We start from the raw sequence: 20395 nt of genomic DNA on the forward strand, positions 1-20395 counted from the left end.
TGACCACGACCAGTCCCAGGGGATCGATCGCAATGCCCCATCGAATGTCCGCCGTGCTGGCCGCCCTGGCCGCCCTCGGGCTCACCACGCCCGCTCTGGCCCAGAGCCGGACGGAATACCGCAACGAAATCCGTAACGAGATGAGCCGCTGCAGTTCCGACCGGGGACCCGCTCTGATGGTCACCGTCGACGGTGTGAAGTCGTCGTCGGGCAAGCTGCGCGTGCAGTCGTACCGCGCGACCCCGGGCGAATGGCTGCAGAAGGGCAAGTGGCTCTCGCGCATCGAAGTGCCGGCCCGTGCGGGCACGATGACCTTCTGCGTGCCGCTGCCCGCGTCCGGCACCTACGGCATCGCCGTGCGCCACGACGTCAACGGCAACGGCGAGACCGACATCCGCACCGATGGCGGGGCGATGTCGAACAATCCGTCGATCAACATCTTCAACCTCGGCAAGCCCAGCTACACCAAGGTCGGCGTGCCGGTGGGCGGCGGGGTCAGGGCGATCCGGATACAGATGAAATATATGTAGAAGCCGTCGTCCCCGCCTGCGCGGGCACGGCGTCAGCCCAGCAGCCGGCGCGCGTCCGCGAGATCCGAGGGCTTGTCGACGTCCACCGCCGCCAGCCCGTCGCGCGCCGCCACGAGGCTGGCGGTGACGCCGATCTTCCCGCCCAGCCGCGCGATGGCGGCGGCGAGGGTCAGGCGGCCGAGCGCGTAGCCGGCCAGCATGCCGAGGCCCAGCCGCGCGGCGATGCGCCAGGGGCGCTTGCGGTCGGCCTCGACCATCTTCCAGGTCTCGATGGCCAGTCCGGCGCGCGCGCTCGCCAGCAGGAACAGGTTGCAGCCGGACCACTGCCCGTCGGCGAAGCGCAGGTAGGTGCGGCGGCTTCCGGGCATTGCCGCCTCGATCGCCTCGCGCCGGGCGAGCAGGATGGCGACGTCGCTGCCCTGGGGCGTATCGGCCAGGAAATCGCGCACCCATTCAGGCCGCAGCAGCGCGTGGTCGCTGGTGGTGACGAGCAGCGGCGCGCCCAGCGCGCCGAGGCCGATGGCGACGCTGGCGCTGGGCCCGGTGCCCGTCGCGAGCACTTCGCAGCCGAGAAGGAGCGCAAGGTCGCGGACGTGCGCGTCGCTGGCCGAGACGGCGATGCGCTCGATCCCGGCCTCGCGCAGGGCGGCGACGACATGGGCGAGCATCGGCTTGCCCGCGATCACCGCCAGCGACTTGTGCGGGACGCCTTCCGCCGCGGCGACCGGGTCGGGCGCGCCGGGACGCGATCCGGCGAGGATCAGGGCGGCGGGCCTCATGCCTGCACGCCCTTCGCCAGCGCCTTGCGGCCGCGCCAGACCTGCCACAGCACGCCGGGCGCGGCGAGCACCGGGTGCCGTTCGCGCCAGGGGGTGATCGTCACCGGCACGCCGGTATGGCGCTCGACCTTCCAGGCGGCGTAGCGCGCGGCGCCCTCGAAGGTGGTCGAGGCCTTGAGCAGGCGCAGGACGTTGTAGGGCTTGCCCATCCGCCGGCGGCGCTGCCACCACGACAGGGTCGCGGCGCGCGCCGTGACCCTGGGGCGCAGGATGTCGCCCTCGCGCGTGAAGTCGATGCCCTGCGCAGCCAGTGCCAGCGGCAGCAGGCCGTCGAAATGCGCGCGGTTGGCGGCGAGGATCGAATCCTCGCGGCCCGCCTTCTCGACGCGGAACTCGGCGGCATAGGTCGCGCGGAACAGCGCGCGCCAGTAGTCCTCGGGCGTTCCCGCCTCCGGCCCCAGCGCTACGGCGAGGCGCGCGGCGGTGCGCGCGGCCTGCGCGACGGCTTCGGGAATCGCGGCGGCGGCGGCCTCGTCCCTCGCCCAGGCGAGCGCGCTGGGCTGGACGAACCGGGCCCATATCGTGGTGTCGAGCTTGTCCCCGGCAGCGGCGGCGCGGAAGGTTTCCAGCGCCATCGTCGCCACCTTGGCGCGCAGGGGCACGCCCTCGTGGACCCACTCGTGGTAACTCACGCGCGGCCAGATGCGCTCGACCTGGGGGCCGGGCAGGAGCACGTAGAAGTCGAGCACGCCCTCGAGCGCGCCGGTACGCAGGTTGGAGCCGTAGAACAGCACGCCGAGCGCGCCGGCGCTTTCCGCCAGTTTCCGGGCGAATGCGCGGACTGCGGGCACGACCGGGCGGCCGAGCGCCGTGTCGATGCGGCTGAGGAGGAGGTCTTCGCTCATGCCGGCCTGCATCGGGCAGGCCTGTCCCGATTACAAGCCGTCAGGGAACCACGAAATTGATCTGCGGGCCTTCGTCGAGCACGAAGCGGCCGGCCGGGAAGGCCTCGCCGTCGAGGATGAAGGTGCCGCCGATGTCGAGGTCGAGGTCGCTTGCGGCGAAGCGGTTGGCGCCGTTGCGGGTCAGGAACTTGCCGTTGAGCCCGGCCATGATCGCGGGCAGCAGCGCGACGATCCAGCGCACCGGCGAATCGAACACCGCCAGCTTCAGGCCCGGCGCCGGGTTGCGCCCGAACGGGCGCGCGCCGAGGGGGAAGCGCTCGAACGTGGTGGCGAACGTCATGAAGCGCTCGTCGGGGCGGCCGTGCCCGGTGTAGGGCAGGTGCCGGCCGCTGTGGCGGTCGACGATGCGCGTGGGCGGGCTGGTGCGCCAGACGTTGCCCTCGCGCCCGAAGAGCGCGCCGACGATGGCGGCGAGGATCGAAAGCCCGACCGCGAAACTGTTGAAGGCGCCGCGCCGGTGCGCTTCCTGCCCCGCCTCGGTGGCGCGGGCGAAGACGCCGGTGCCGAGCACGAAGCCGAGGATCGCGCGCGACTTGCCGTCCCTGGGGCCGTCCTTGGGGGTCAGCCGCAGCGGACGGCGCGCGATCGTGCCGCGGCGCTGCGCGGCGGCGAGCGCCTCGGCCAGCGACCAGCGGTTGGGCAGGCCGAGATCGACCGCCAGCGCATTGGTCTTGCCCTTGGGCAGGACGATGAAGGTCGGCCAGTCGTCCCCGAAGATGTCGGCGCCGCAGGACAGCACGTCGCGCACGGTGCCGTCGCCGCCGTCGACCACAAGGTAGTCCACCCCGCGCCGCGCGAACTCGGCGAGCGTGTAGTGCAGTTCCTCGCGCGTGCCGGGCGTCTGGGTGAGGATGTTGGAGCAATCCGCCATCTCGGGCGCGACGCCCTTGTTGCGATGGCTGCGGGGATTGCGCACGATGCCGACGAGCGGAACCGCCCGGCCCCGGCGGGCAGGACGTGACAGACGGCCGCTCTCGCGCCGACCGGGCTCGCCGAAGGTCGGCAGCGTTTCGAATTCGTAGATGCTTCCGTACACGGCGCCTATGTAATGGCGCGCGGTCGAAAAATCACGAAGAAACATGCTGTGACACATTAAGGTTACAGTTCGATGGCAGCTGTTGCCGTACCGCCACGACGATGGCGGACACGCTTCGCGCCCTCCCCGGCGATTGCCAGCCTGCCGCCAAGCCATTACGGGCTGGGACATGAGCCAGCAAAACCAGGTGTTGCCCGTAGCCACGATCGGCGAGAATTCCGTCAAGCTCTGGGGCCTCACCATGGCGCAGCGCGTCGGACGGATCGCACGCGCGGCCGGGCTCGAACCCGTCGATGGCCCGCCGACGGGACCGGCGATCCTGTCCAACGCGGCGCATGCCTGGGATCCGGCGTGGTTCGGCAACGTGGTCGGCCGGCCCGGCATGGTGCTGACGCTGGGCGGCGTCCCGGCGCTCGCCCATGCCGCCGACGGCGCGCAGACCGCCCGAATCGCGCAGGCCATGGCCGGGGGCACGCCGCTCGGCGACATCGCCGGACTGGAGGTGATCGCCTACGAGGATGGCCCGACGATCGAGAACAAGACGCTGAGGAAGCGCGAGACGCCGTTCCTCCGCGCGCTCACCCCCGCGACCGTGCGGCCGATCGAGCGCGCCAGCTACTTCGGCGCCTACAAGGGCGTGACCGACGTGCTGACCAAGTATCTCTGGCCCGAATGGGCGCTGGTGCTTACCCGGATCTGCGCGAAACTGGGCATCACGCCCAACATGGTGACGGCGGTCGGCGCGGTGTTCTGCGTCATGGCGACGGTGCTGTTCGCCTACGGGCACTACTGGGCGGGCATGGCGGCGGGGCTGGTGTTCATGGTGCTCGACACCGTGGACGGCAAGCTGGCGCGCTGCACGATCACCTCGTCGTACTGGGGCAACGTGGCGGATCACGGCATGGATCTCGTCCATCCGCCGTTCTGGTGGTGGTTCTGGGCGACCGGCCTCGGCAGCTGGGGGCTGGCCTACGATCCGGCGACCTTCTGGTGGGTGCAGGGCGCGATCCAGGGTGGCTACGTCGTCCAGCGCCTGATCGAAGGGGCCTTCATCCGCTGGAACGGCATGCACATCCACGTCTGGCGCCGCTTCGACAGCCGGTTCCGCCTCGTCACCGCGCGGCGCAACCCGAACATGGTGATCCTGTTCGTCTCGGTGGTCTTCGGTCGGCCCGATCTCGGCCTCATCGCAGTGGCCTGGTGGACCGTCGTCTCGTGCCTGATCCACGCCGTGCGGCTGGTCCAGGCCTCGCGTCTCAAGGCGCGGAGCGGCACGATCACCTCCTGGCTGTCGGAAGGCTGAGCGCATGAACGCGACGATCGAGAAGTTCGGCTGGCCCGCGAGCCTCGTCGCGGAGTTCGAGCATTGGCTCGTCCTCGCCCGCCCCGCCCAGCCGACGCTCGGCGCGCTGGTGCTGGCCGCGAAAAGCGACGCCACCGCGTTCGGCGACATCCCCGCCGAGGCGCACGGCGAGCTCAAGACCGTCACCGCCGCCATCGAGGCCGCGCTGGGCGCGGCGGTGGGCTATGCGAAGCTCAACTACCTGATGCTGATGATGGTGGACCCCCACGTCCACTTCCACGTCATTCCCCGCTACGAAGGCGGGCGCGCATGGCAGGGGCGCGAATTCGTCGACTGCGGCTGGCCCAAGGTGCCCGACCTCGGCCACGCGGTGGCGCTGGAGGGCGAGGAGCTTGGCGCGCTGGTGGATTGGCTGAAGGGGCACTTTGCCCAGGCGGCTTGGACAAATTCGACGTCCGCCGAATGACCGAGACGGGTGGTTATCGGTCGTTATCGTTTCAATCAGGCAACTGGCAGCTTTGACAAGTTTTATCAAAAAGCCAGTAAGGCATGAAAAATACGAAATATTGTTGACCGCATTGACCGCATTTCCAAAATAATGCCAAAATCGGAAATGCAACAGAACTGATCATCATAGGCAAGATACACGATAGGAACAAAGCCGTAGGGATACTGATGTATTCTGGAGAAAAGAAGAATGTCAGGACCGCAGCGGTGAAGGTCACCATAAACGGTATTATGCCTATTACTGTCAGCCAAAAGCGCGCGCGTTCGTGTGCCACCGAAAAAATCCCAAAACACAGCCCGACATTTTTTCCAACGCATTCGCTTCTATCTGGCTTTCAAGCGACCGCAATGGGGCGTTTGAAGACTGTCCGAAGTTGTTCATCGACCTAGCGGCCCGACCCTAAGCCGGGCATCGGGCGCCCGCCACCGATGGGTTTTCACACCCAACTATCGGTCAGCTTGGTCGCGATCTCGATGTCGTTGAGGAAGTCGACCTCGGCCCAGTCCAGTCCCTCGATCGAAACGGTGCCGACCTTGCCGGTGGGGGCGATCGAATCGATCACCTTGAGATACCAGTGCTGGACTCCCTCGGGGGTGCGCATGGCCTGGCGCACGGTCTCGCGGAACAGGTCGACGCCCTCGCCGCGGAAGGCGAGGAAGCCGATCGATTCGGCGTTCGACTGCGCCGCCGTCAGCGTCTTGCCGATGTGGACGAGGCGGCCGTCGGCGGTGCGCTCCACCTTCATGTCGTCGCTGTCGTAGCCTTCGGCCTTGACGTCCACCGTCACCGTGACCGGCCAGGGCCTGCCGTCGGGGCCGAGCGCGCCCTGCTGGACCTTGCGCACGATGTCCTCGGACACCAGCGTGTCGCCGTTGAGGATCATGAAGTCGCCCTGCATCGCCTCGCGCGCGATCCAGCACGAGCCGAGGTTGTCGGCGACCTTGAAGAAGGGATTGAAACGGATCGCGATTTCCACGCGCGGATCGCTGATGGCGGCGAGGTGCTCCTCCAGCATGTCGGTCATGAAGCCGGTGACCACGTCGATCTTCTTCACCCCGCCGCGGGCGAGCATCTCGATCTGCCACTCGATCAGCGAGCGGCCCGAGAAGTCGATCAGGCACTTGGGCCGCTCGGCGGTGAGCGGCAGCAGGCGCGAGCCCTGTCCGGCGCTGAGGAGGATGGCGTGTTCGATCATGGTTCAGGTTCAGTCTGCTTCAGGGGGAGCCGCGCCAGATAGCGACTGCGGCGCGAAAGGAAAAGCTCTGGCGGGAGCGGACCCATCGCTTCGTTCCCCCAACTACGAGTGATCCCTTGCAAGTGACAGCCCCCTCGTCCAAATGCACGCCGATGCCCGCCAAACGCGACCGCCAGGAGAGCGCCTCTCCGCTAGGGCGGATACTCCAGAACACGGCCTGGCTGCTCGGCGGCAAGGGCTTCGGCGCGATCTGCGGGCTCGCCTATCTCGCCATCCTGACCCGCACGCTGGGACTGAAGGACTTCGGCCACTTCTCGCTGATCTTCGGGACGGCGCAGGCGATCACTTCGATCGCCGGCTTCCAGACCTGGCGCGTCGTGGTCCGCTACGGCACCGAACACATCCACAACCGCGACTGGGACAAGTTCGGCAGGCTGGGCATGCTCTGCGGCGTGCTCGACGGCGTCGGCGCCCTGATCGGCTGCGCTCTCGCGGCGGTGACGATCTACGGCTTCGCGCACGTGCTGGAGCTCAACCCCGGCTACATCGACGTCGCCTTCTGGTTCTGCTGCGGCTCGCTCTGGGCGCTGGTCTCGGCGCCGACGGGCATCGTGCGCGCGCTCAACCGGTTCGACATGGCGGTCTACGTCGAGGCCATCGTGCCCAGCGGACGACTGGTCGCCGCCCTCGTCATCTGGTTCACCGGTCCGACCGTCGGCCGGTTCCTGGCGGCCTGGGCGCTGATCGATATCCTCGAGGCCATCCTCTACTGGATCATGGCGCGGCGGCTCTGCCCGCAGGCGGTGCGGATCTCGAACCTCGGCAAGTGGCGCCTGGCGCTGGCCGAGAACCCCGGCGTCACGCGATTCTTCCTCATCACCTATGCGGGCTCGACCATCGATGCGGCCATGAAGAACGGCCCGCTGCTGGTCGTCGGCGGCTGGGTCGGCACCCGCGCGGCGGGCCTCTACCGCCTCGCCTCGCAGCTCTCGCAGGCGCTGAGCAAGCTTTCGACGCTGCTGACCCGCTCGGTCTATGCCGAGGTCGCCCGCGTGCGCGTCGCCTCCAAGGCGGCGGAATTCCGCAAGCTGGCGCTCCAGACCACGCTGATCGCGGGCGCGGCGGGCATCGTCGTCGTGCTCATCGCGGTCGTCGCGGGCGAGCAGCTGCTGGCGATGATCGGCGGCGAGGCGTTCGAGAGCGGCGCGGGCATCCTCGTGCCGCTCGCCATCGCCGCGAGCTTCGACCTCGCCAGCGTCGCCTTCGAGCCGGTGCTCCATGCGACCGGGCGCGCGCGGCTGTCGCTGGTGGCGCGCCTCATCGCCGTCGTGGCGCTGGGCGTGGGCCTGTGGCAGTTCATCCCGATCGGCCCGAGCGGCGCGGCCTGGGCGGTCGCGCTGGCCGGGGCGGTGTCCTATCTCGCGATGGGAGTGATGGCCTGGCGCACGCTGCAGAAGGTCGACGCGGGCCAGATCACCGTCGGCATCGACGAGGACGCGCTCGACTGACCCGACCCGGCTCGACACGGGGGCCAGCCTGCGTATCATGCCGTGATGCCCGCATCCCTCGTCGCCGAAGCCGCCGCACTCTCCGACCGCATCACCGCGCTGCGCCGCGCGGTCCATGCCGAGCCGGAGATCGGCCTCCACACGCCCAAGACCCGCGACAAGATCCGCGCCGCGCTGGCTCACCTGCCGCTCGAGTGGGCGGAGGGGCCCTCCACCACCGGCCTCGTCGCCACGCTGCGGGGCGGTCAGCCCGGCCGCAGCGTACTCCTGCGCGGCGACATGGACGCGCTGCCGATGCCCGAGGAGACCGGGCTGGACTTCGCCTCGACTGTTCCCGGCATGATGCATGCCTGCGGCCACGACGCCCACGTCGCCATGCTGGCCGGCGCGGCGGAAATCCTCGCGCTTCAAGCGGACAGCCTCGCCGGCGAAGTGCGCTTCATGTTCCAGCCGGGCGAGGAGGGCTACCACGGCGCCCGCTTCATGCTGGAGGACGGCCTGCTCGGCGGCGAGGGTTTCGGCCATGCGCTGCCCGACGCCGCCTTCGCGCTCCACGTCATGCCCAATGCGCCGCACGGGCTGATTGGCGGGCGCGCCGGGCCGCTGCTCGCCGCCGCCGACCAGCTGCAGATCACCGTGACCGGGCGCGGCGGCCATGCCTCGATGCCGCACGACACGCTCGACCCGGTGCCGATCGCCTGCGAGATCGTCGGAGCCATCCAGACCATGGTCGCGCGCCGCTTCAGCGTGTTCGACCCGGTGGTGGTGACCATCTCCAAGATCGAGGCGGGCACCGCGCACAACGTGATTTCCGACAGCGCGAAGCTTACCGGCACCATGCGCACGCTCTCGGCGGCCAACCGCGCGCGGCTGAGGGACGAACTGCCGCTGCTCGCCGCCGGGATCGCCGGCGCGCATGGGCTGAGCGCCGAGACGACCGTGCTCGAAGGCTTCCCGGTCACCCTGTGCGACGCGGGCGCGGTGGACTTCGGCGAGAAGGTGGCGCGCGCCATGCTGGGCGAGGGCGCCTTCCAGCGCCTCGCCGACCCGATCATGGGCGCGGAGGACTTCGCCTACGTGCTGGAGAAGGTCCCCGGCGCGATGTTCTTCCTCGGCTTCGCGCCTGCGGGCGACGACTGGCGGCAGTGCTGCGGCATCCACTCGACGAAAATGATGCTCGACGAGACGGTGATGCCGCGCGGCGCCGCGTTCCTAGCGGGACTGGCGACGACTTTCCTGGCGCGCGGCTGGGGCTGACCTGTCGGGCCGGCGTCGGTTGAAGTACCTGCACGCGGCGTCCCTCCTTGAAGGGATGTTCGGCGGCTTGGCGCTCCCTGGCACCACGACGCGGCCTCGAAGGAACAAGCGGGGTCCCCGCCTACGCGGGGACGACGTAGCTTTTTGATCCGGCCTCGCCGATGGGTCGTCCACGCTCCAGCCCCGCCCATTGTCGATCCTCCCGCGCGTCCTGCGCTTGCCAAGCCCGGCGCGGTTTGCTGACCTGCGCGCGACAAACGTGGGAGAGGACATGGACGCCATCGCGCGGCTCGAGGCGATCGAGCGGATCCGCAACCTGAAGGCGCGTTATTTCCGGTTGATAGACACCAGGCAGTGGGACGAACTGGCGCAGGTCTTCACCCACGACATGAAGGTGCTCACTCCCGACGGCCGCATCTGGCTCTGCGGCGGCGAGGCTTATGCCGACAGCCTGCGGACCTCGCTCGAACACGCGGTCTCGTGCCACCAGGGCCTGACCGCCGAGATCGAGGTCCACGACGCCGCCACCGCCTCGGGCATCTGGGCGATGCAGGACGTCATCACCTGGACCCGCGCCCATCCGCGCGAGGGCTGGAAGGCGATTGTCGGGCGCGGCCACTACCACGAAACCTACCGCTTCGAAGACGGCGAGTGGCGCATCGCCACGCTCACCCTGACGCGCCTCAGTCTCCAGATCGAATGGCCCGAAGGAGTACGCGCGGCATGAATGACCTGACATTCGCCGACCACTTCGGCGAAGGCCGCGACGACAACCCCTACTGGAACGAAAGCGTGTGGTTCTCGCTCTCGATCCCCGAGCGCCATGTCCACGGCATGATCCAGTACTACTTCCGCCCCAACATGGGGATGCTCAACGGCGGCCCGGTGCTGTGGGACCCCTCGGGCACCTTCCAGCACGACTGCCTGCACTACCAGTGGAGCCACCTGCAGGCGCTCCCGGCGGGCACGCGCGGCAAGTTCGACATGCAGGCGCGCAATTCGCTCTCGTGCCGGATGATCGAGCCGATGGCGAAGTACAAGCTCGACTACGACCGCGACGGGTTGCTGCTCGACCTCACCTGGACCGCGATCGGACCCGCGCACGAACTGCGCACAGGGGATGCCGGGCAGGCCTCGACCGCGAAGTTCCACATCGAGCAGCCCGGCCGCATGACCGGCGCCGTGCGCCGCCACGGCGAGGAATGGGCCATCGACTGCTGGTCGATGCGCGACACCTCCTACGGCGCGCGCGAGTACGAATCGCTGGCCTGCGGGGGCTACTTCTGGGGCATTGCAGAGGGAAGTGCCTTCCACGCGATCGCCATGGGCGAGGGCACCGAGGCGCGGTCGATCGGTGGCTTCATCTGGAAGGACGGCGAAATGGCCAGCCTCGCCTCCGGCCGGCGCGAGGTGCTGGAGTGGGGCCGGTTCGGCCCGGCAAAGGTGCTGTGGCAGGGCACCGATACGCTGGGGCGCACGATGGAGGCCACCGGCACGATCGACCCCGGCCTCGTCTTCACCGGCTATACCGACCACTCGGTGGTCTGGTCGCTGGTGCGCTGGGACTGGGACGGCGTCGAGCACTGGGGCGACAACCAGGAATTTTCCCCCGCCGAACGCTTCCGCCGCATCGCGCGCGGCGAGATCGCGCTGGGGAGCCCGCTATGACCCTGGGCCAGATCGTCGTCGTCAACGGCACCTCGGGTTCGGGCAAGTCGACCACCTGCGAGCTGTTCCAGAAGAGCCGCGAGGATTACTGGCTGCTCTACGGCATCGACCACTTCACCGCGCAGACCCTGCCGGCGAAATACGGCCACCACGGGCCGCTCGCTGCGCAGGGAATCGAGGCCGTGCCGGTCGATCCCGCCGACCCCGATGGCCCGCTGCGCTGGCGGTTCGGGCCCGAGGGCACGAAGGCCTTCTCCGCGCTTCACGAATGGATGGCAGCCAGTTCGCGGCAAGGCCTCAATGTCGTGTTCGACCACCTGCTGATGAGCGACCCGCCGGTTCTCCAGGACCTCGTCGCCCGCACCGCGGGGCTGCCGGTGCTGCTGGTGACGCTCAAGCCGCCGTTCGCAGTGCTGGAACGCCGCGTCGCCGAGCGGCGGATGGACAAGAAGATCCCCACCGACCTGCTCGGCGAGGATGCCGTGCGCAAGATCGTCGACCGGCTGACCCGGCTGCGCACGTGGTTCTACGAGGAGGTCTATCGCAACGCGGTTTCGGACCTGATTATCGACACGTCGGTGCATGGGCCGGAGGCGGTCTGCGCGATGATCTCGGCGCGGCTGGCCGAGGGGCCGGGCACGGCGTTCGATGAACTGCGGGCGCATTGGTCGTCATCCCCGGCTTGACCGGGGAGCGCCGGGTACCCTTGAGGCGATAGCTCGCCATGGGCCACTGCGGCGCGGCGCCTGGCCTTGAGTCGGGCGCGGCCTTGCCAGCGGTCCCGGATCAGGTCCGGGACCGCTGGCGGGTTCACAATGTTCGGCCCCGGGCGGCAGGACTGACTGATCCTGCTGTGGGGAGCCGTCGTACCCTCAAATCGTCGTCCCCGCGCAGGCGGGGACCCCGCTTGTTCTTTCGGGCCTCGGAGTAGAAGCGGGACCCCCGCCTTCGCGGGGGCGACGGTGGTCTAAAGGACGGATTTCTGCCCCCGCGCCCCCATCAGGCCCGCACGTCGGCCCATTCCGGATGCCGCCTGAACGCCACGTCCACGTAGCTGCACAAGGGCCCGATCCTGAACCCTTCCTCGCGCGCGTCGGCGACCATGGCCTCGACCAGCCGCATCGCCACGCCGCGCCCGCCGATGGCGGGGGGGACCAACGTGTGCTCGGCGTAGCGGACCCCGCCGCGCTCCGACCAGGTCAGGCGGCCGATGTGGTCGCTGTCGGCGATGTGGGCTTGGTATTCGCCGGTCGAGCCGGTCTCGTGCTTGGTGATGGTGACGCCGACCATGGACGGTTCTCCTCGTTGAAGTGCACGCGCGCTTGACGGAAACGGTCCGCGCTTTCAGGGCATATGGTCATGCAGTTCAACTCCGACAATGCCGCCGCCGTCCACCCCGCCGTCTGGAAGGCGATGATGGCGGCCGACGCTCCCGACGCGCCCTACGACGGCGATGCGCTCAGCCGCACCCTCGACGCCGCGTTCACGCAGCTGTTCGGGCGCGAGTGCGCGGTGCTCTGGGTAGCGAGCGGCACGGCGGCGAACTGCCTCGCGCTCGCATCTCTGGTGCCGCCGCACGGCGCGGTCGTCTGCCACCGCGAGGCGCATATCGAGATGGACGAGGCCGGCGCGCCGGGTTTCTTCCTCCACGGCGCCAAGCTGCTGCTCGCCGAGGGCGCCAGCGCCAAGGTCACGCCCGAGGCGCTGGCGGCAGTGATCGACCCGATCCGCGACGACGTCCACCAGGTCCAGCCCCACGCGATCTCGATCACCCAGGCGAGCGAATACGGCTGCGTCTACCGCCCCGCCGAGGTCGCCGCGATCGCCGCCTTCGCCAAGGCGCGCGGGCTCGGCCTGCACATGGACGGCGCGCGTTTCGCCAATGCCGTCGCGCATCTCGGCTGCTCCCCCGCCGAGGCCGCGCGCGGTGTCGACGTGCTGAGCTTCGGCTTCGTCAAGAACGGCGGCATGGGCGCCGAGGCCATCGTGTTCTTCGACGTCGAGGCGGCGAAGGTCATCCGCTACCGTCGCAAGCGCGCCGGGCACCTGCAGAGCAAGGGTCGTTTCCTGGCGGCGCAGATTCTGGCGATGCTCGAGGACGACCTGTGGCTCGACAACGCGCGCGCCGCCAATGCCGCTGCCGCCGGGATCGCCGCCGCCGCCCCTGAACGCCTGCTCCACCCGGTGGAGGCGAACGAGGTGTTCCTTGCCTGCACCGCCGACGAACGCGTGGCGCTGCGCGAATCCGGCTTCGCCTTCTATGACTGGGGCCCGGACGCCGCGCGGCTGGTGACCTCGTGGGACGCCAAGACCGGCGACATCGCGGCGCTGGCCCGGGCTATCGCCGGGCTATGAGCGCGGGGCACGAACCGGCGCCGTCGCTGCTGCGGCCGGCGGTGGCGTTGCCGTTCCTGATCGTCGCGCTGATCTGGGGGTCAACCTGGTGGGTCATCACCGGCCAGATCGGCGACGTGCCGGCGAGCTGGTCGGTGACCTGGCGTTTCGCGCTGGCGACCCCGGCGATGTTCCTCGTCGCCGCGGCGATGGGGCGCAGCCTGCGGATCGGGCGCGACGGGCAGGGCCTCGCGTTTCTCGTCGGGCTGACCCAGTTCTGCGGCAACTACAACTTCGTCTACCGCGCCGAGGCGCACCTGACCTCGGGCATCGTCGCGCTGATGATCGCGCTGCTGCTGGTGCCCAACGCGCTGCTGGCGCGCCTGATGCTCAAGCAGCCGATCAGCGCCCGCTTCGCCATCGGGAGCGGGATCGCCATCGCCGGCATCGCCCTGCTGCTCCTCCACGAATCGCGCGCCGCCCCGACCGGAGAAACCGGTGGCAGCGTCCTCGTCGGCATCGGCCTGGCGCTGGCGGCGATGCTCTGCGCCTCGGTCTCGAACGTGATCCAGGCCAACGAGGTCGGCAGCCGGTTGCCGATGGTGAGCCTGCTGGCCTGGGCGATGCTCTACGGCACCCTGTGCGACGCCGGGCTGGCGCTGGCGACCTCGGGCCCGCCGGTGCTGCCGAGCGGCACGAGCTACTGGCTGGGCACCGCCTACCTCGCTTTCGCGGGTTCGGTGGTGACGTTCCCGCTCTACTTCACGCTGATCCGCCAGCTCGGCGCGGGCCGCGCGGCGTACAATGGCGTCGCGGTGGTGGTGATCGCGATGGTCTTCTCGACCGTGCTGGAGGGCTACCGCTGGTCGCTGCTGGCCGCAGGCGGCGCGGCGCTGGCGACCGTGGGCCTCGCGGTGGCGCTGAGCGCGCGCAAGCCCTCGACGTAACTGGGATAGCGCGGCCGCCAGCCCAGCACGGCCTTCGCCTTGCCGTTGGCGACGCGGCGGTTCTCCGCATAGAAGCCGCGCGCCATGGGGGACAGCCCGGCCTCGTCCAGCGATTGCAGTGGCGGCAGCGGCAGTCCGGTGAGGCGGCATGCTTCCTCCACCAGCCGGTTCTGCCCGCAGGGCAGGTCGTCGGCGAGGTTGTAGGCCCCGCCCGGCGCGGCGATCCCGGCGAGCACGCCGGCGGTGATATCCTCGACATGGACGCGGCTGAACACCTGGCCCGGCAGGTCGATCCGGTGCGCGCGGCCTTCCGCCAGCCGTTCGAAGATCGAGCGCCCCGGTCCATAAATCCCCGGCAGCCGGTAGACCCGCGCGCCCCGCGCCAGCCACTCGGCGTCCGCCTCGGCCCGCGCGGTGCGCCGCCCGGTGCCGACCGGCGCCCCCTCGTCCACCCATGCGCCGCCGGTGTCGCCATAGACGCCGGTGGAGGAAAGGTAGGACAGCGCCGTGCCGCGCAGCGCGTCGCCGTAGAGGTCGAGCACCGGGTCGAGCGGCTCGCCGCGTCCCTCGCTGCCGGGCGGGACGGAGGAGAGCACATGGTCGGCATCGGCCAGCGCGACGCGCACGCTGCCTGCGTCGTCGAAAGCGAGGGTGCCCTCGCTCCCGGTGGAGACGACTTCCCAGCCCCGCGCCGCGAAACGGGCGGCGATGGCGCTGGCGGTGTAACCGAGGCCGAAGATGAACAGGCGAGGCATCGCGGCCAGACCTAGCATCCCGGCGCGGACCCGCAACCCTGCGCCGAAATCGCTCCACCGCCGCTGGCAATCCGCCTCCGAGCGGTTAAGTATGCGGCATGGATATCGCCAGCAGACCCTCCGAGCCCGTGGACAACACCCAGGTCGCCGACGCCGCGCCGCCCCCAGCGGCGCCGCCGGTCATCCGCCGCGAGGACTACCTGCCGCCGGCCTGGCTGATCCCCGAGGTCTCGCTCGACTTCCGCCTCGGCGTCGAGGCCACGCATGTCGTTTCGAAGCTGACGGTCACTCGCAACCCCGAAGGCAACGGCACTGCCACGCTCCGCCTCAACGGCGACCAGATCGTCCCGCTCGCCGTCCGCGTCGACGGGCGCGACATCAAAGACTGGCGGCTCGACGGTGCCGACCTGCTGGTCGAACTCCCCGGCGAGGCGCACCAGGTCGAGGTCGAGACCAGCGTCAATCCCGCCGCCAACAGCCAGCTCATGGGCCTCTATGCCTCGAACGGCATGCTCTGCACCCAGTGCGAGGCCGAGGGCTTCCGCCGCATCACCTTCTTCCCCGACCGCCCCGACGTGCTCTCGACCTATTCGGTGCGGATGAGCGGCGACAAGGCGGGCTTCCCGATCCTGCTCGCTAACGGCAACTGCACCGCCACCGGCGATGCCGAGGACGGCACCCACTGGGCCGAGTGGCACGATCCCTGGCCCAAGCCGAGCTACCTCTTCGCGCTGGTCGCCGGCGATCTCGTGGCCAACCACTCCACCTTCACGACCTCGGGCGGGCGCGTGGTCGACCTCAACATCTGGGTCCGCCCGGGCGACGAGGACCGCACCCAGCACGCGATGGATTCGCTCATCAACTCGATGAAGTGGGACGAGGAAGCGTTCGGGCGCGAATACGACCTCGACCTGTTCAACATCGTCGCGGTGTCCGACTTCAACATGGGCGCGATGGAGAACAAGGGCCTCAACGTCTTCAACACCCGCTACGTCCTCGCCGACCCGGAAACCGCCACCGACGGGGACTATGACGCGGTCGAGGGGGTGATCGGCCACGAATACTTCCACAACTGGTCGGGCAACCGCGTCACCTGCCGCGACTGGTTCCAGCTGAGCCTCAAGGAAGGCTTCACGGTGCTGCGCGACCAGCTGTTCAGCGCAGACATGGGCAGCGAGGCGGTCAAGCGGATCGAGGACGTGCGCGTCCTGCGCATCGCCCAGTTCCCCGAGGACTCCGGCCCGCTGGCGCATCCGATCCGCCCGGATTCGTTCCAGGAAATCAGCAACTTCTACACCGCGACGATCTACAACAAGGGCGCCGAGGTGATCCGCATGATGCGCACCATGGCGGGGCCCGAGCGGTTCCGGCAGGGCACCGACCTCTACTTCGAACGCCACGACGGCGAGGCCGCGACCTGCGAGGACTTCGTCAAGGCGATCGAGGACGGCGCGGGCCTCGACCTCACGCAATTCCGCCTCTGGTACTCGCAGGCCGGCACGCCGCAGGTCTCGGTGGAGCTGGACCATGACGGCACCCGGACGACCCTGAACCTGACCCAGAGCGTCCCCGCGACGCCGGGCCAGCCGGAAAAGCAGCCGATGCCGATCCCGCTGCGCATCGCCCTCTACGACCGCGACAGCGGCGAGCATGCGGGCGAGCAGCTGATCGTGCTCGACACGGAGTCCGGCAGCTTCACCTTCGACGGTTTCGCGAAAGCGCCGGTGCTGTCGATCAACCGGGGCTTCTCCGCCCCCGTCGCCATCGACTTCCAGCGCGCCGCCGAGGACCTCGTGTTCCTCGCCGCGCATGACGACGATCCTTTCGCCCGCTACGAGGCGATGCAGGGCCTCGTCGTCCAGCACCTCGTCGCCGGGGTGAGCGGGCGGCTCGACGAGGTTGCGCGCGCGCAGGGTCGGACCGCGATCGGCGCGGCCTTCGCGGCGGTGATCGCCGATCCCGCGCTCGACGACCTGATGCGCGGCGAACTGATGATCCTGCCCGCCGAGACCTACCTCGCCGAGCAGCTGGCGATCTCCGATCCCGGCGCCATCCATGCGGAGCGCGAGGCGCTGAAGGCTTGGCTCGGCGCCGAGTGCGCCCAAGCGCTGAAGGCCCTCCACGACCGCGCGGTGGCGGTGCCCTATGGCCGCGATGCCGCGGCCCGGGGCGCGCGCAAGATCAAGACCCAGGCGCTAGCCCTCATCGCCGCCGGCGATCCGGCCGAGGGCGCGGTGCGCGCCTTCGCGCAGTACCGTGCGGCCGAGACCATGACCGACCGCCAAGGCGCGCTGATGGTCCTCGCGAGCCTCGACGCTCCCGAGCGCGCCGAGGCGCTGGCTGACTTCCACAAGCGTCACGCCGGCAACGCGCTGGTGATCGACAAGTGGTTCTCGCTCCAGGCGGGCTCGTTCCATGCGGGCGTGCTCGCGCATATCCGCGAACTGGCCGCGCACGGCGACTTCACCGTGACCAACCCCAACCGCGTGCGCGCGCTCTACATGGCGGCGGCGGGTAACCCGCAGGCGTTCCACGACGCAAGCGGCGAGGGCTACCGCATGATCGGCGACCTGATCCGCCGCCTCGACCCGGTGAACCCGCAGACGGCGGCGCGCTTCGTGCCCGCGCTGGGCCGCTGGCGCCGGATCGAGCCGGTCCGCGCGGCGATGATGCGCGAGGAACTCGAACGCATCGCCGCCGTGCCAACTCTCTCGCGCGACGTGCGCGAGCAGGTGACCAAGAGCCTTGGCTGACGCCGTCGAAGTCAACCGCGCGCCGCTGCTCGAGGATCTGCCGCACGGCTTCCTCGGCCGGCGCGGCGGGGTCAGCACCGGGGACGTGGCCGGCCTCAACGTCGGCCTCGGCTCGGGCGACGAGCCGGCGCTGATCGCCCGCAACCGCGAGCTGGCGGCCGACGCGGTGCTGCCCGGCGCCCGGCTGGCGACGGTCTATCAGGTCCACTTGGCCGATTGTGTAGTGGCAGGAGACTGGCCCGACGCCGGGCGCCCCCACGCCGACGCCCTGGTTACCGACAGGCCCGGGGTGCTGCTCGGCATCCTCACCGCCGACTGCGCGCCGGTGCTCTTCGCCGACCGCGAGGCGGGCGTGATCGGCGCCGCCCATGCCGGTTGGAAGGGCGCGATCGGCGGTGTCACCGACGCCACCGTCGCCGCCATGGAGGCGCTGGGCGCCCGGCGCGCCGATATCGTGGCGGCGGTGGGGCCCTGCATCGCGCAGGCATCCTATGAAGTGGACGAGGCGTTCGCGGCGCGATTCGTCGCCGAAGACGCTGCCAACGCCCGGCATTTCCTTGGCGGAAGGGCCGGTCATCACCAGTTCGACCTCGAAGGCTACGTCCTCGAACGCCTGCGCCGGGCCGGCATCGCCGCAGCGGAGGGACTTGCGCTCGACACATATAGTGCACCGCAGCAATTCTACTCCTTCCGCCGGGCCACGCATCGGGCAGAACCGTCCTACGGGCGGCAGATATCGTTGATCGGATTGGCTTGATTACTTTCCGATCTACTGTCGGCTTGCTGCCCGCAGCCGTCCATCGCCGACCAAAAAGGCGGTTGGCACGATCGTCTTTCGCGTATATCAGGCCCGCAAAGTCGGAAGAGAGCCGGGCCGCGTCCGGTACTTGAACCGACACGGGGGATTTCCAGGCTACCATTGGTCAGGATAGACCTCCTGCCGGTCCCCCGGCAGTGGGTTGTCGAAAGCAAGGCAAGGGCAGACATGGCAGAAACAGAGGGCGTGCGGCGGCGCGATTTCATCAATATCGCCGCAGTAAGCGCCGCAGGTGTCGCGGGCATCGGGATCGTCATCCCGCTCATCAGCCAGATGTCGGCATCGGCCGACGTCCTCGCGGCTTCCTCCACCGAGATCGACATCTCCGCGATCAAGGCCGGCCAGGCGATCAAGGCTGTGTTCCGCAAGCAGCCCGTCTTCGTGCGCAACCTCACTCCCAAGGAGATCGAGGAAGCCAACGCGGTCGACACCGGCTCGTTGCGCGATCCCCAGACGCTTGCCGAACGCACCAAGGAAGGCAAGGAGAACTGGCTGATCACGATGGGTGTCTGCACCCACCTGGGCTGTGTGCCGCTCGGCGCCGGCGAGGGCGAGATCAAGGGCGAGTTCGGCGGGTACTTCTGCCCCTGCCACGGTTCCGCCTACGACACCGCCGCCCGTATCCGTAAGGGCCCCGCGCCCAAGAACCTCGAGGTTCCGGAATACGCCTTCACTTCAGATACCGTCGTCCAGATCGGTTGAGGCCAAGAGAGAGGATCACGAACATGAGCTTTCCCTGGGCCAACGAATACAAGCCGAGCCATCCCTTCATGCAGTGGATGGACGAGAGGCTGCCCCTGCCGCGCCTCGTCTACAACTCGGTCGGCGGCGGCTATCCCGTGCCGCGCAACCTCAACTACTTCTGGAACTTCGGTTTCCTGGCGCTGATCTGCCTGGTCATCCAGATCGTCACCGGCATCGTCATGGCCATGCACTACGCGGCCAACACGGCGGTGGCGTTCGACACGGTCGAGATGACCGTGCGCGACGTGAACTGGGGCTGGCTGATGCGCTACATGCACGCGAACGGCGCCTCGGCGTTCTTCGTGGTCATCTACGTGCACATCTTCCGCGGCTTCTACTACGGCTCGTACAAGGCCCCGCGCGAGATGGTGTGGCTGCTCGGCGTCGTCATCTTCCTGCTGATGATGGCCACCGCGTTCATGGGCTACGTGCTGCCCTGGGGCCAGATGAGCTTCTGGGGCGCCAAGGTCATCACCGGCCTGTTCGGCGCGATTCCCTTCGTCGGCGAGCCGCTCCAGCAGTGGCTGCTCGGCGGCTTCGCGCCTGACAACGCCGCGCTCAACCGCTTCTTCTCGCTGCACTACCTGCTGCCGTTCGTCATCGTCGGCGTGGTCGTGCTGCACATCTGGGCGCTGCATATCCCGGGCTCCTCGAACCCCACCGGCGTCGAGGTCAAGACCGAGAGCGACACCGTTCCGTTCTACCCCTACTACATCGCCAAGGACGGCTGGGCCGTGGGCGCCTTCCTGTTCCTGCTGGCCATCGCGGTGTTCTACTACCCGAACCAGCTGGGCCACCCGGACAACTACATCCCGGCCAACCCGATGAGCACCCCGGCGCACATCGTTCCCGAATGGTACTTCTGGCCGTTCTACGCGATCCTGCGCGCCTTCACCCAGGACTTCTTCATCATCCCGGCCAAGCTGATGGGCGTGCTCGCCATGTTCGGCGCGATCCTGGTGTGGTTCTTCTTGCCCTGGCTCGACCGTTCGCCGGTCCGCTCGGGCAACTACCGCCCGCTGTACAAGAAGTTCTTCTGGTTCGGCCTGATCCCCGCGATGGCGGTCCTGTTCTACTGCGGCGGCGCCGCGGCGGCGGAGCCCTACGTGATGATCAGCCAGCTGGCCGCGCTGTACTACTTCGCGCACTTCCTGATCATCCTGCCGATCATCTCGGCGATCGAGAAGCCGCTGCCGCTGCCCTACTCGATCACCGAGTCGGTCCTCGGCGATGACGACGCCGCCCAGCTCGCTCCCGTAGCGACCGCCTGATCAGCCAGAACGAAAGACGAAAGAC

The 20395-nt window shown here is 69.1% G+C and carries 20 protein-coding genes; 14 read left to right on the top strand and 6 right to left on the bottom strand.

Going from position 1 to position 20395, the window contains the following annotated elements; translation table 11 throughout:
- The first annotated feature begins 32 nt into the window (after positions 1-32).
- Positions 33-530 carry a DUF2141 domain-containing protein gene (locus AC07M9_RS00265; RefSeq protein ID WP_494880344.1) on the top strand — a complete coding sequence of 166 codons (498 nt, stop codon included), beginning with the start codon at positions 33-35 and terminating at the stop codon, positions 528-530.
- Positions 531-562: 32 nt separating this feature from the next.
- Here AC07M9_RS00265 and AC07M9_RS00270 read toward each other — a convergent pair whose 3' ends face one another.
- The 3 genes from AC07M9_RS00270 to AC07M9_RS00280 are packed head-to-tail and all read right to left on the bottom strand — an operon-like array spanning position 563 to position 3310.
- Positions 563-1309: an NTP transferase domain-containing protein gene (locus AC07M9_RS00270; RefSeq protein WP_494880346.1), complete on the bottom strand. Its 747-nt coding sequence runs from the start codon at positions 1307-1309 to the stop codon at positions 563-565.
- Positions 1306-2214: a hypothetical protein gene (locus tag AC07M9_RS00275; protein WP_494880347.1), complete on the bottom strand. Its 909-nt coding sequence runs from the start codon at positions 2212-2214 to the stop codon at positions 1306-1308. The genes AC07M9_RS00270 and AC07M9_RS00275 overlap by 4 nt, the downstream gene beginning before the upstream one ends.
- 40 nt (positions 2215-2254) lie before the next feature.
- A complete protein-coding gene (locus tag AC07M9_RS00280) occupies positions 2255-3310 on the bottom strand; it encodes a diacylglycerol/lipid kinase family protein (RefSeq protein ID WP_494880349.1) in 1056 nt (351 codons plus the stop codon).
- Positions 3311-3479: 169 nt separating this feature from the next.
- Between AC07M9_RS00280 and AC07M9_RS00285 the strand changes: the two genes are divergently transcribed.
- Positions 3480-4613 carry a CDP-alcohol phosphatidyltransferase family protein gene (locus AC07M9_RS00285; protein ID WP_494880351.1) on the top strand — a complete coding sequence of 378 codons (1134 nt, stop codon included), beginning with the start codon at positions 3480-3482 and terminating at the stop codon, positions 4611-4613.
- 4 nt (positions 4614-4617) lie between these two features.
- Positions 4618-5079 carry an HIT domain-containing protein gene (locus tag AC07M9_RS00290; protein WP_494880353.1) on the top strand — a complete coding sequence of 154 codons (462 nt, stop codon included), beginning with the start codon at positions 4618-4620 and terminating at the stop codon, positions 5077-5079.
- A 478-nt stretch (positions 5080-5557) separates the two neighbouring features.
- On the opposite strand, the gene AC07M9_RS00295 is transcribed toward AC07M9_RS00290, so the two are convergent.
- Positions 5558-6316: a phosphocholine cytidylyltransferase family protein gene (locus AC07M9_RS00295; RefSeq protein WP_494880355.1), complete on the bottom strand. Its 759-nt coding sequence runs from the start codon at positions 6314-6316 to the stop codon at positions 5558-5560.
- Positions 6317-6468: 152 nt separating this feature from the next.
- On the opposite strand from AC07M9_RS00295, the gene AC07M9_RS00300 reads away from it, so the two are divergent.
- The 5 genes from AC07M9_RS00300 (at position 6469) to AC07M9_RS00320 (ending at position 11435) form a co-directional block, all read left to right on the top strand.
- Positions 6469-7824: a lipopolysaccharide biosynthesis protein gene (locus AC07M9_RS00300; protein ID WP_494880357.1), complete on the top strand. Its 1356-nt coding sequence runs from the start codon at positions 6469-6471 to the stop codon at positions 7822-7824.
- A gap of 45 nt (positions 7825-7869) precedes the next feature.
- On the top strand, positions 7870-9081 hold the full coding sequence (locus AC07M9_RS00305) for a M20 metallopeptidase family protein (RefSeq protein WP_494880359.1): 1212 nt from the start codon (positions 7870-7872) through the stop codon (positions 9079-9081).
- Positions 9082-9352: 271 nt separating this feature from the next.
- Positions 9353-9808 (top strand): nuclear transport factor 2 family protein, encoded by a 456-nt coding sequence (locus AC07M9_RS00310; protein ID WP_494880361.1) that lies wholly within the window; start codon positions 9353-9355, stop codon positions 9806-9808.
- A complete protein-coding gene (locus AC07M9_RS00315) occupies positions 9805-10749 on the top strand; it encodes a DUF7064 domain-containing protein (protein ID WP_494880363.1) in 945 nt (314 codons plus the stop codon). The genes AC07M9_RS00310 and AC07M9_RS00315 overlap by 4 nt, the downstream gene beginning before the upstream one ends.
- Positions 10746-11435, top strand: a complete 690-nt coding sequence (locus AC07M9_RS00320) for a phosphotransferase-like protein (RefSeq protein WP_494880365.1) — start codon at positions 10746-10748, stop codon at positions 11433-11435. The genes AC07M9_RS00315 and AC07M9_RS00320 overlap by 4 nt, the downstream gene beginning before the upstream one ends.
- A 313-nt stretch (positions 11436-11748) precedes the next feature.
- On the opposite strand, the gene AC07M9_RS00325 is transcribed toward AC07M9_RS00320, so the two are convergent.
- Entirely contained in the window at positions 11749-12039 is a 291-nt protein-coding gene (locus tag AC07M9_RS00325; protein ID WP_494880367.1) for a GNAT family N-acetyltransferase, read from the bottom strand.
- Between the two features lie 69 nt (positions 12040-12108).
- Between AC07M9_RS00325 and AC07M9_RS00330 the strand changes: the two genes are divergently transcribed.
- Together AC07M9_RS00330 and AC07M9_RS00335 are read left to right on the top strand one after the other, a co-directional pair.
- Positions 12109-13104 carry a threonine aldolase family protein gene (locus AC07M9_RS00330; protein WP_494880369.1) on the top strand — a complete coding sequence of 332 codons (996 nt, stop codon included), beginning with the start codon at positions 12109-12111 and terminating at the stop codon, positions 13102-13104.
- Complete coding sequence (locus AC07M9_RS00335) at positions 13101-14030, top strand: DMT family transporter (RefSeq protein ID WP_494880371.1); 930 nt, start codon at positions 13101-13103, stop codon at positions 14028-14030. Before AC07M9_RS00330 ends, AC07M9_RS00335 begins: the two co-directional genes overlap by 4 nt.
- Here AC07M9_RS00335 and AC07M9_RS00340 read toward each other — a convergent pair.
- A complete protein-coding gene (locus tag AC07M9_RS00340) occupies positions 13940-14785 on the bottom strand; it encodes a Rossmann-fold NAD(P)-binding domain-containing protein (protein ID WP_494880373.1) in 846 nt (281 codons plus the stop codon). The genes AC07M9_RS00335 and AC07M9_RS00340 overlap by 91 nt on opposite strands.
- A gap of 98 nt (positions 14786-14883) precedes the next feature.
- Here AC07M9_RS00340 and pepN point away from each other — a divergent pair, with 98 nt between their 5' ends.
- From pepN to AC07M9_RS00360, 4 genes are all read left to right on the top strand, one after another.
- The gene (gene pepN / locus AC07M9_RS00345; RefSeq protein ID WP_494880375.1) at positions 14884-17538 is read left to right on the top strand and encodes an aminopeptidase N; all 2655 of its coding nucleotides are present in this window, start codon (positions 14884-14886) and stop codon (positions 17536-17538) included.
- On the top strand, positions 17531-18295 hold the full coding sequence (gene pgeF / locus AC07M9_RS00350; RefSeq protein ID WP_494880377.1) for a peptidoglycan editing factor PgeF: 765 nt from the start codon (positions 17531-17533) through the stop codon (positions 18293-18295). The genes pepN and pgeF overlap by 8 nt, the downstream gene beginning before the upstream one ends.
- Before the next feature lie 228 nt (positions 18296-18523).
- Positions 18524-19057 carry a ubiquinol-cytochrome c reductase iron-sulfur subunit gene (petA, locus tag AC07M9_RS00355; protein WP_494880379.1) on the top strand — a complete coding sequence of 178 codons (534 nt, stop codon included), beginning with the start codon at positions 18524-18526 and terminating at the stop codon, positions 19055-19057.
- Between the two features lie 23 nt (positions 19058-19080).
- Positions 19081-20370, top strand: a complete 1290-nt coding sequence (locus tag AC07M9_RS00360) for a cytochrome b (protein WP_494880380.1) — start codon at positions 19081-19083, stop codon at positions 20368-20370.
- Positions 20371-20395: the final 25 nt, after the last annotated feature.

Source organism: Novosphingobium sp. GW821-FHT09E05 (genome assembly GCF_059416165.1).

Coding starts and splice junctions, on each gene's coding strand:
- AC07M9_RS00275 (WP_494880347.1), bottom strand. CDS start 2,214: ATGAGCGAAGACCTCCTCCTCAGCCGCATCGACACGGCGCTCGGCCGC.
- petA (WP_494880379.1), top strand. CDS start 18,524: ATGGCAGAAACAGAGGGCGTGCGGCGGCGCGATTTCATCAATATCGCC.
- AC07M9_RS00300 (WP_494880357.1), top strand. CDS start 6,469: ATGCCCGCCAAACGCGACCGCCAGGAGAGCGCCTCTCCGCTAGGGCGG.
- AC07M9_RS00335 (WP_494880371.1), top strand. CDS start 13,101: ATGAGCGCGGGGCACGAACCGGCGCCGTCGCTGCTGCGGCCGGCGGTG.
- AC07M9_RS00360 (WP_494880380.1), top strand. CDS start 19,081: ATGAGCTTTCCCTGGGCCAACGAATACAAGCCGAGCCATCCCTTCATG.
- AC07M9_RS00310 (WP_494880361.1), top strand. CDS start 9,353: ATGGACGCCATCGCGCGGCTCGAGGCGATCGAGCGGATCCGCAACCTG.
- AC07M9_RS00325 (WP_494880367.1), bottom strand. CDS start 12,039: ATGGTCGGCGTCACCATCACCAAGCACGAGACCGGCTCGACCGGCGAA.
- pepN (WP_494880375.1), top strand. CDS start 14,884: ATGGATATCGCCAGCAGACCCTCCGAGCCCGTGGACAACACCCAGGTC.
- AC07M9_RS00340 (WP_494880373.1), bottom strand. CDS start 14,785: ATGCCTCGCCTGTTCATCTTCGGCCTCGGTTACACCGCCAGCGCCATC.
- AC07M9_RS00315 (WP_494880363.1), top strand. CDS start 9,805: ATGAATGACCTGACATTCGCCGACCACTTCGGCGAAGGCCGCGACGAC.
- AC07M9_RS00270 (WP_494880346.1), bottom strand. CDS start 1,309: ATGAGGCCCGCCGCCCTGATCCTCGCCGGATCGCGTCCCGGCGCGCCC.
- AC07M9_RS00320 (WP_494880365.1), top strand. CDS start 10,746: ATGACCCTGGGCCAGATCGTCGTCGTCAACGGCACCTCGGGTTCGGGC.
- AC07M9_RS00305 (WP_494880359.1), top strand. CDS start 7,870: ATGCCCGCATCCCTCGTCGCCGAAGCCGCCGCACTCTCCGACCGCATC.
- AC07M9_RS00290 (WP_494880353.1), top strand. CDS start 4,618: ATGAACGCGACGATCGAGAAGTTCGGCTGGCCCGCGAGCCTCGTCGCG.
- AC07M9_RS00330 (WP_494880369.1), top strand. CDS start 12,109: ATGCAGTTCAACTCCGACAATGCCGCCGCCGTCCACCCCGCCGTCTGG.
- AC07M9_RS00295 (WP_494880355.1), bottom strand. CDS start 6,316: ATGATCGAACACGCCATCCTCCTCAGCGCCGGACAGGGCTCGCGCCTG.
- AC07M9_RS00285 (WP_494880351.1), top strand. CDS start 3,480: ATGAGCCAGCAAAACCAGGTGTTGCCCGTAGCCACGATCGGCGAGAAT.
- AC07M9_RS00265 (WP_494880344.1), top strand. CDS start 33: ATGCCCCATCGAATGTCCGCCGTGCTGGCCGCCCTGGCCGCCCTCGGG.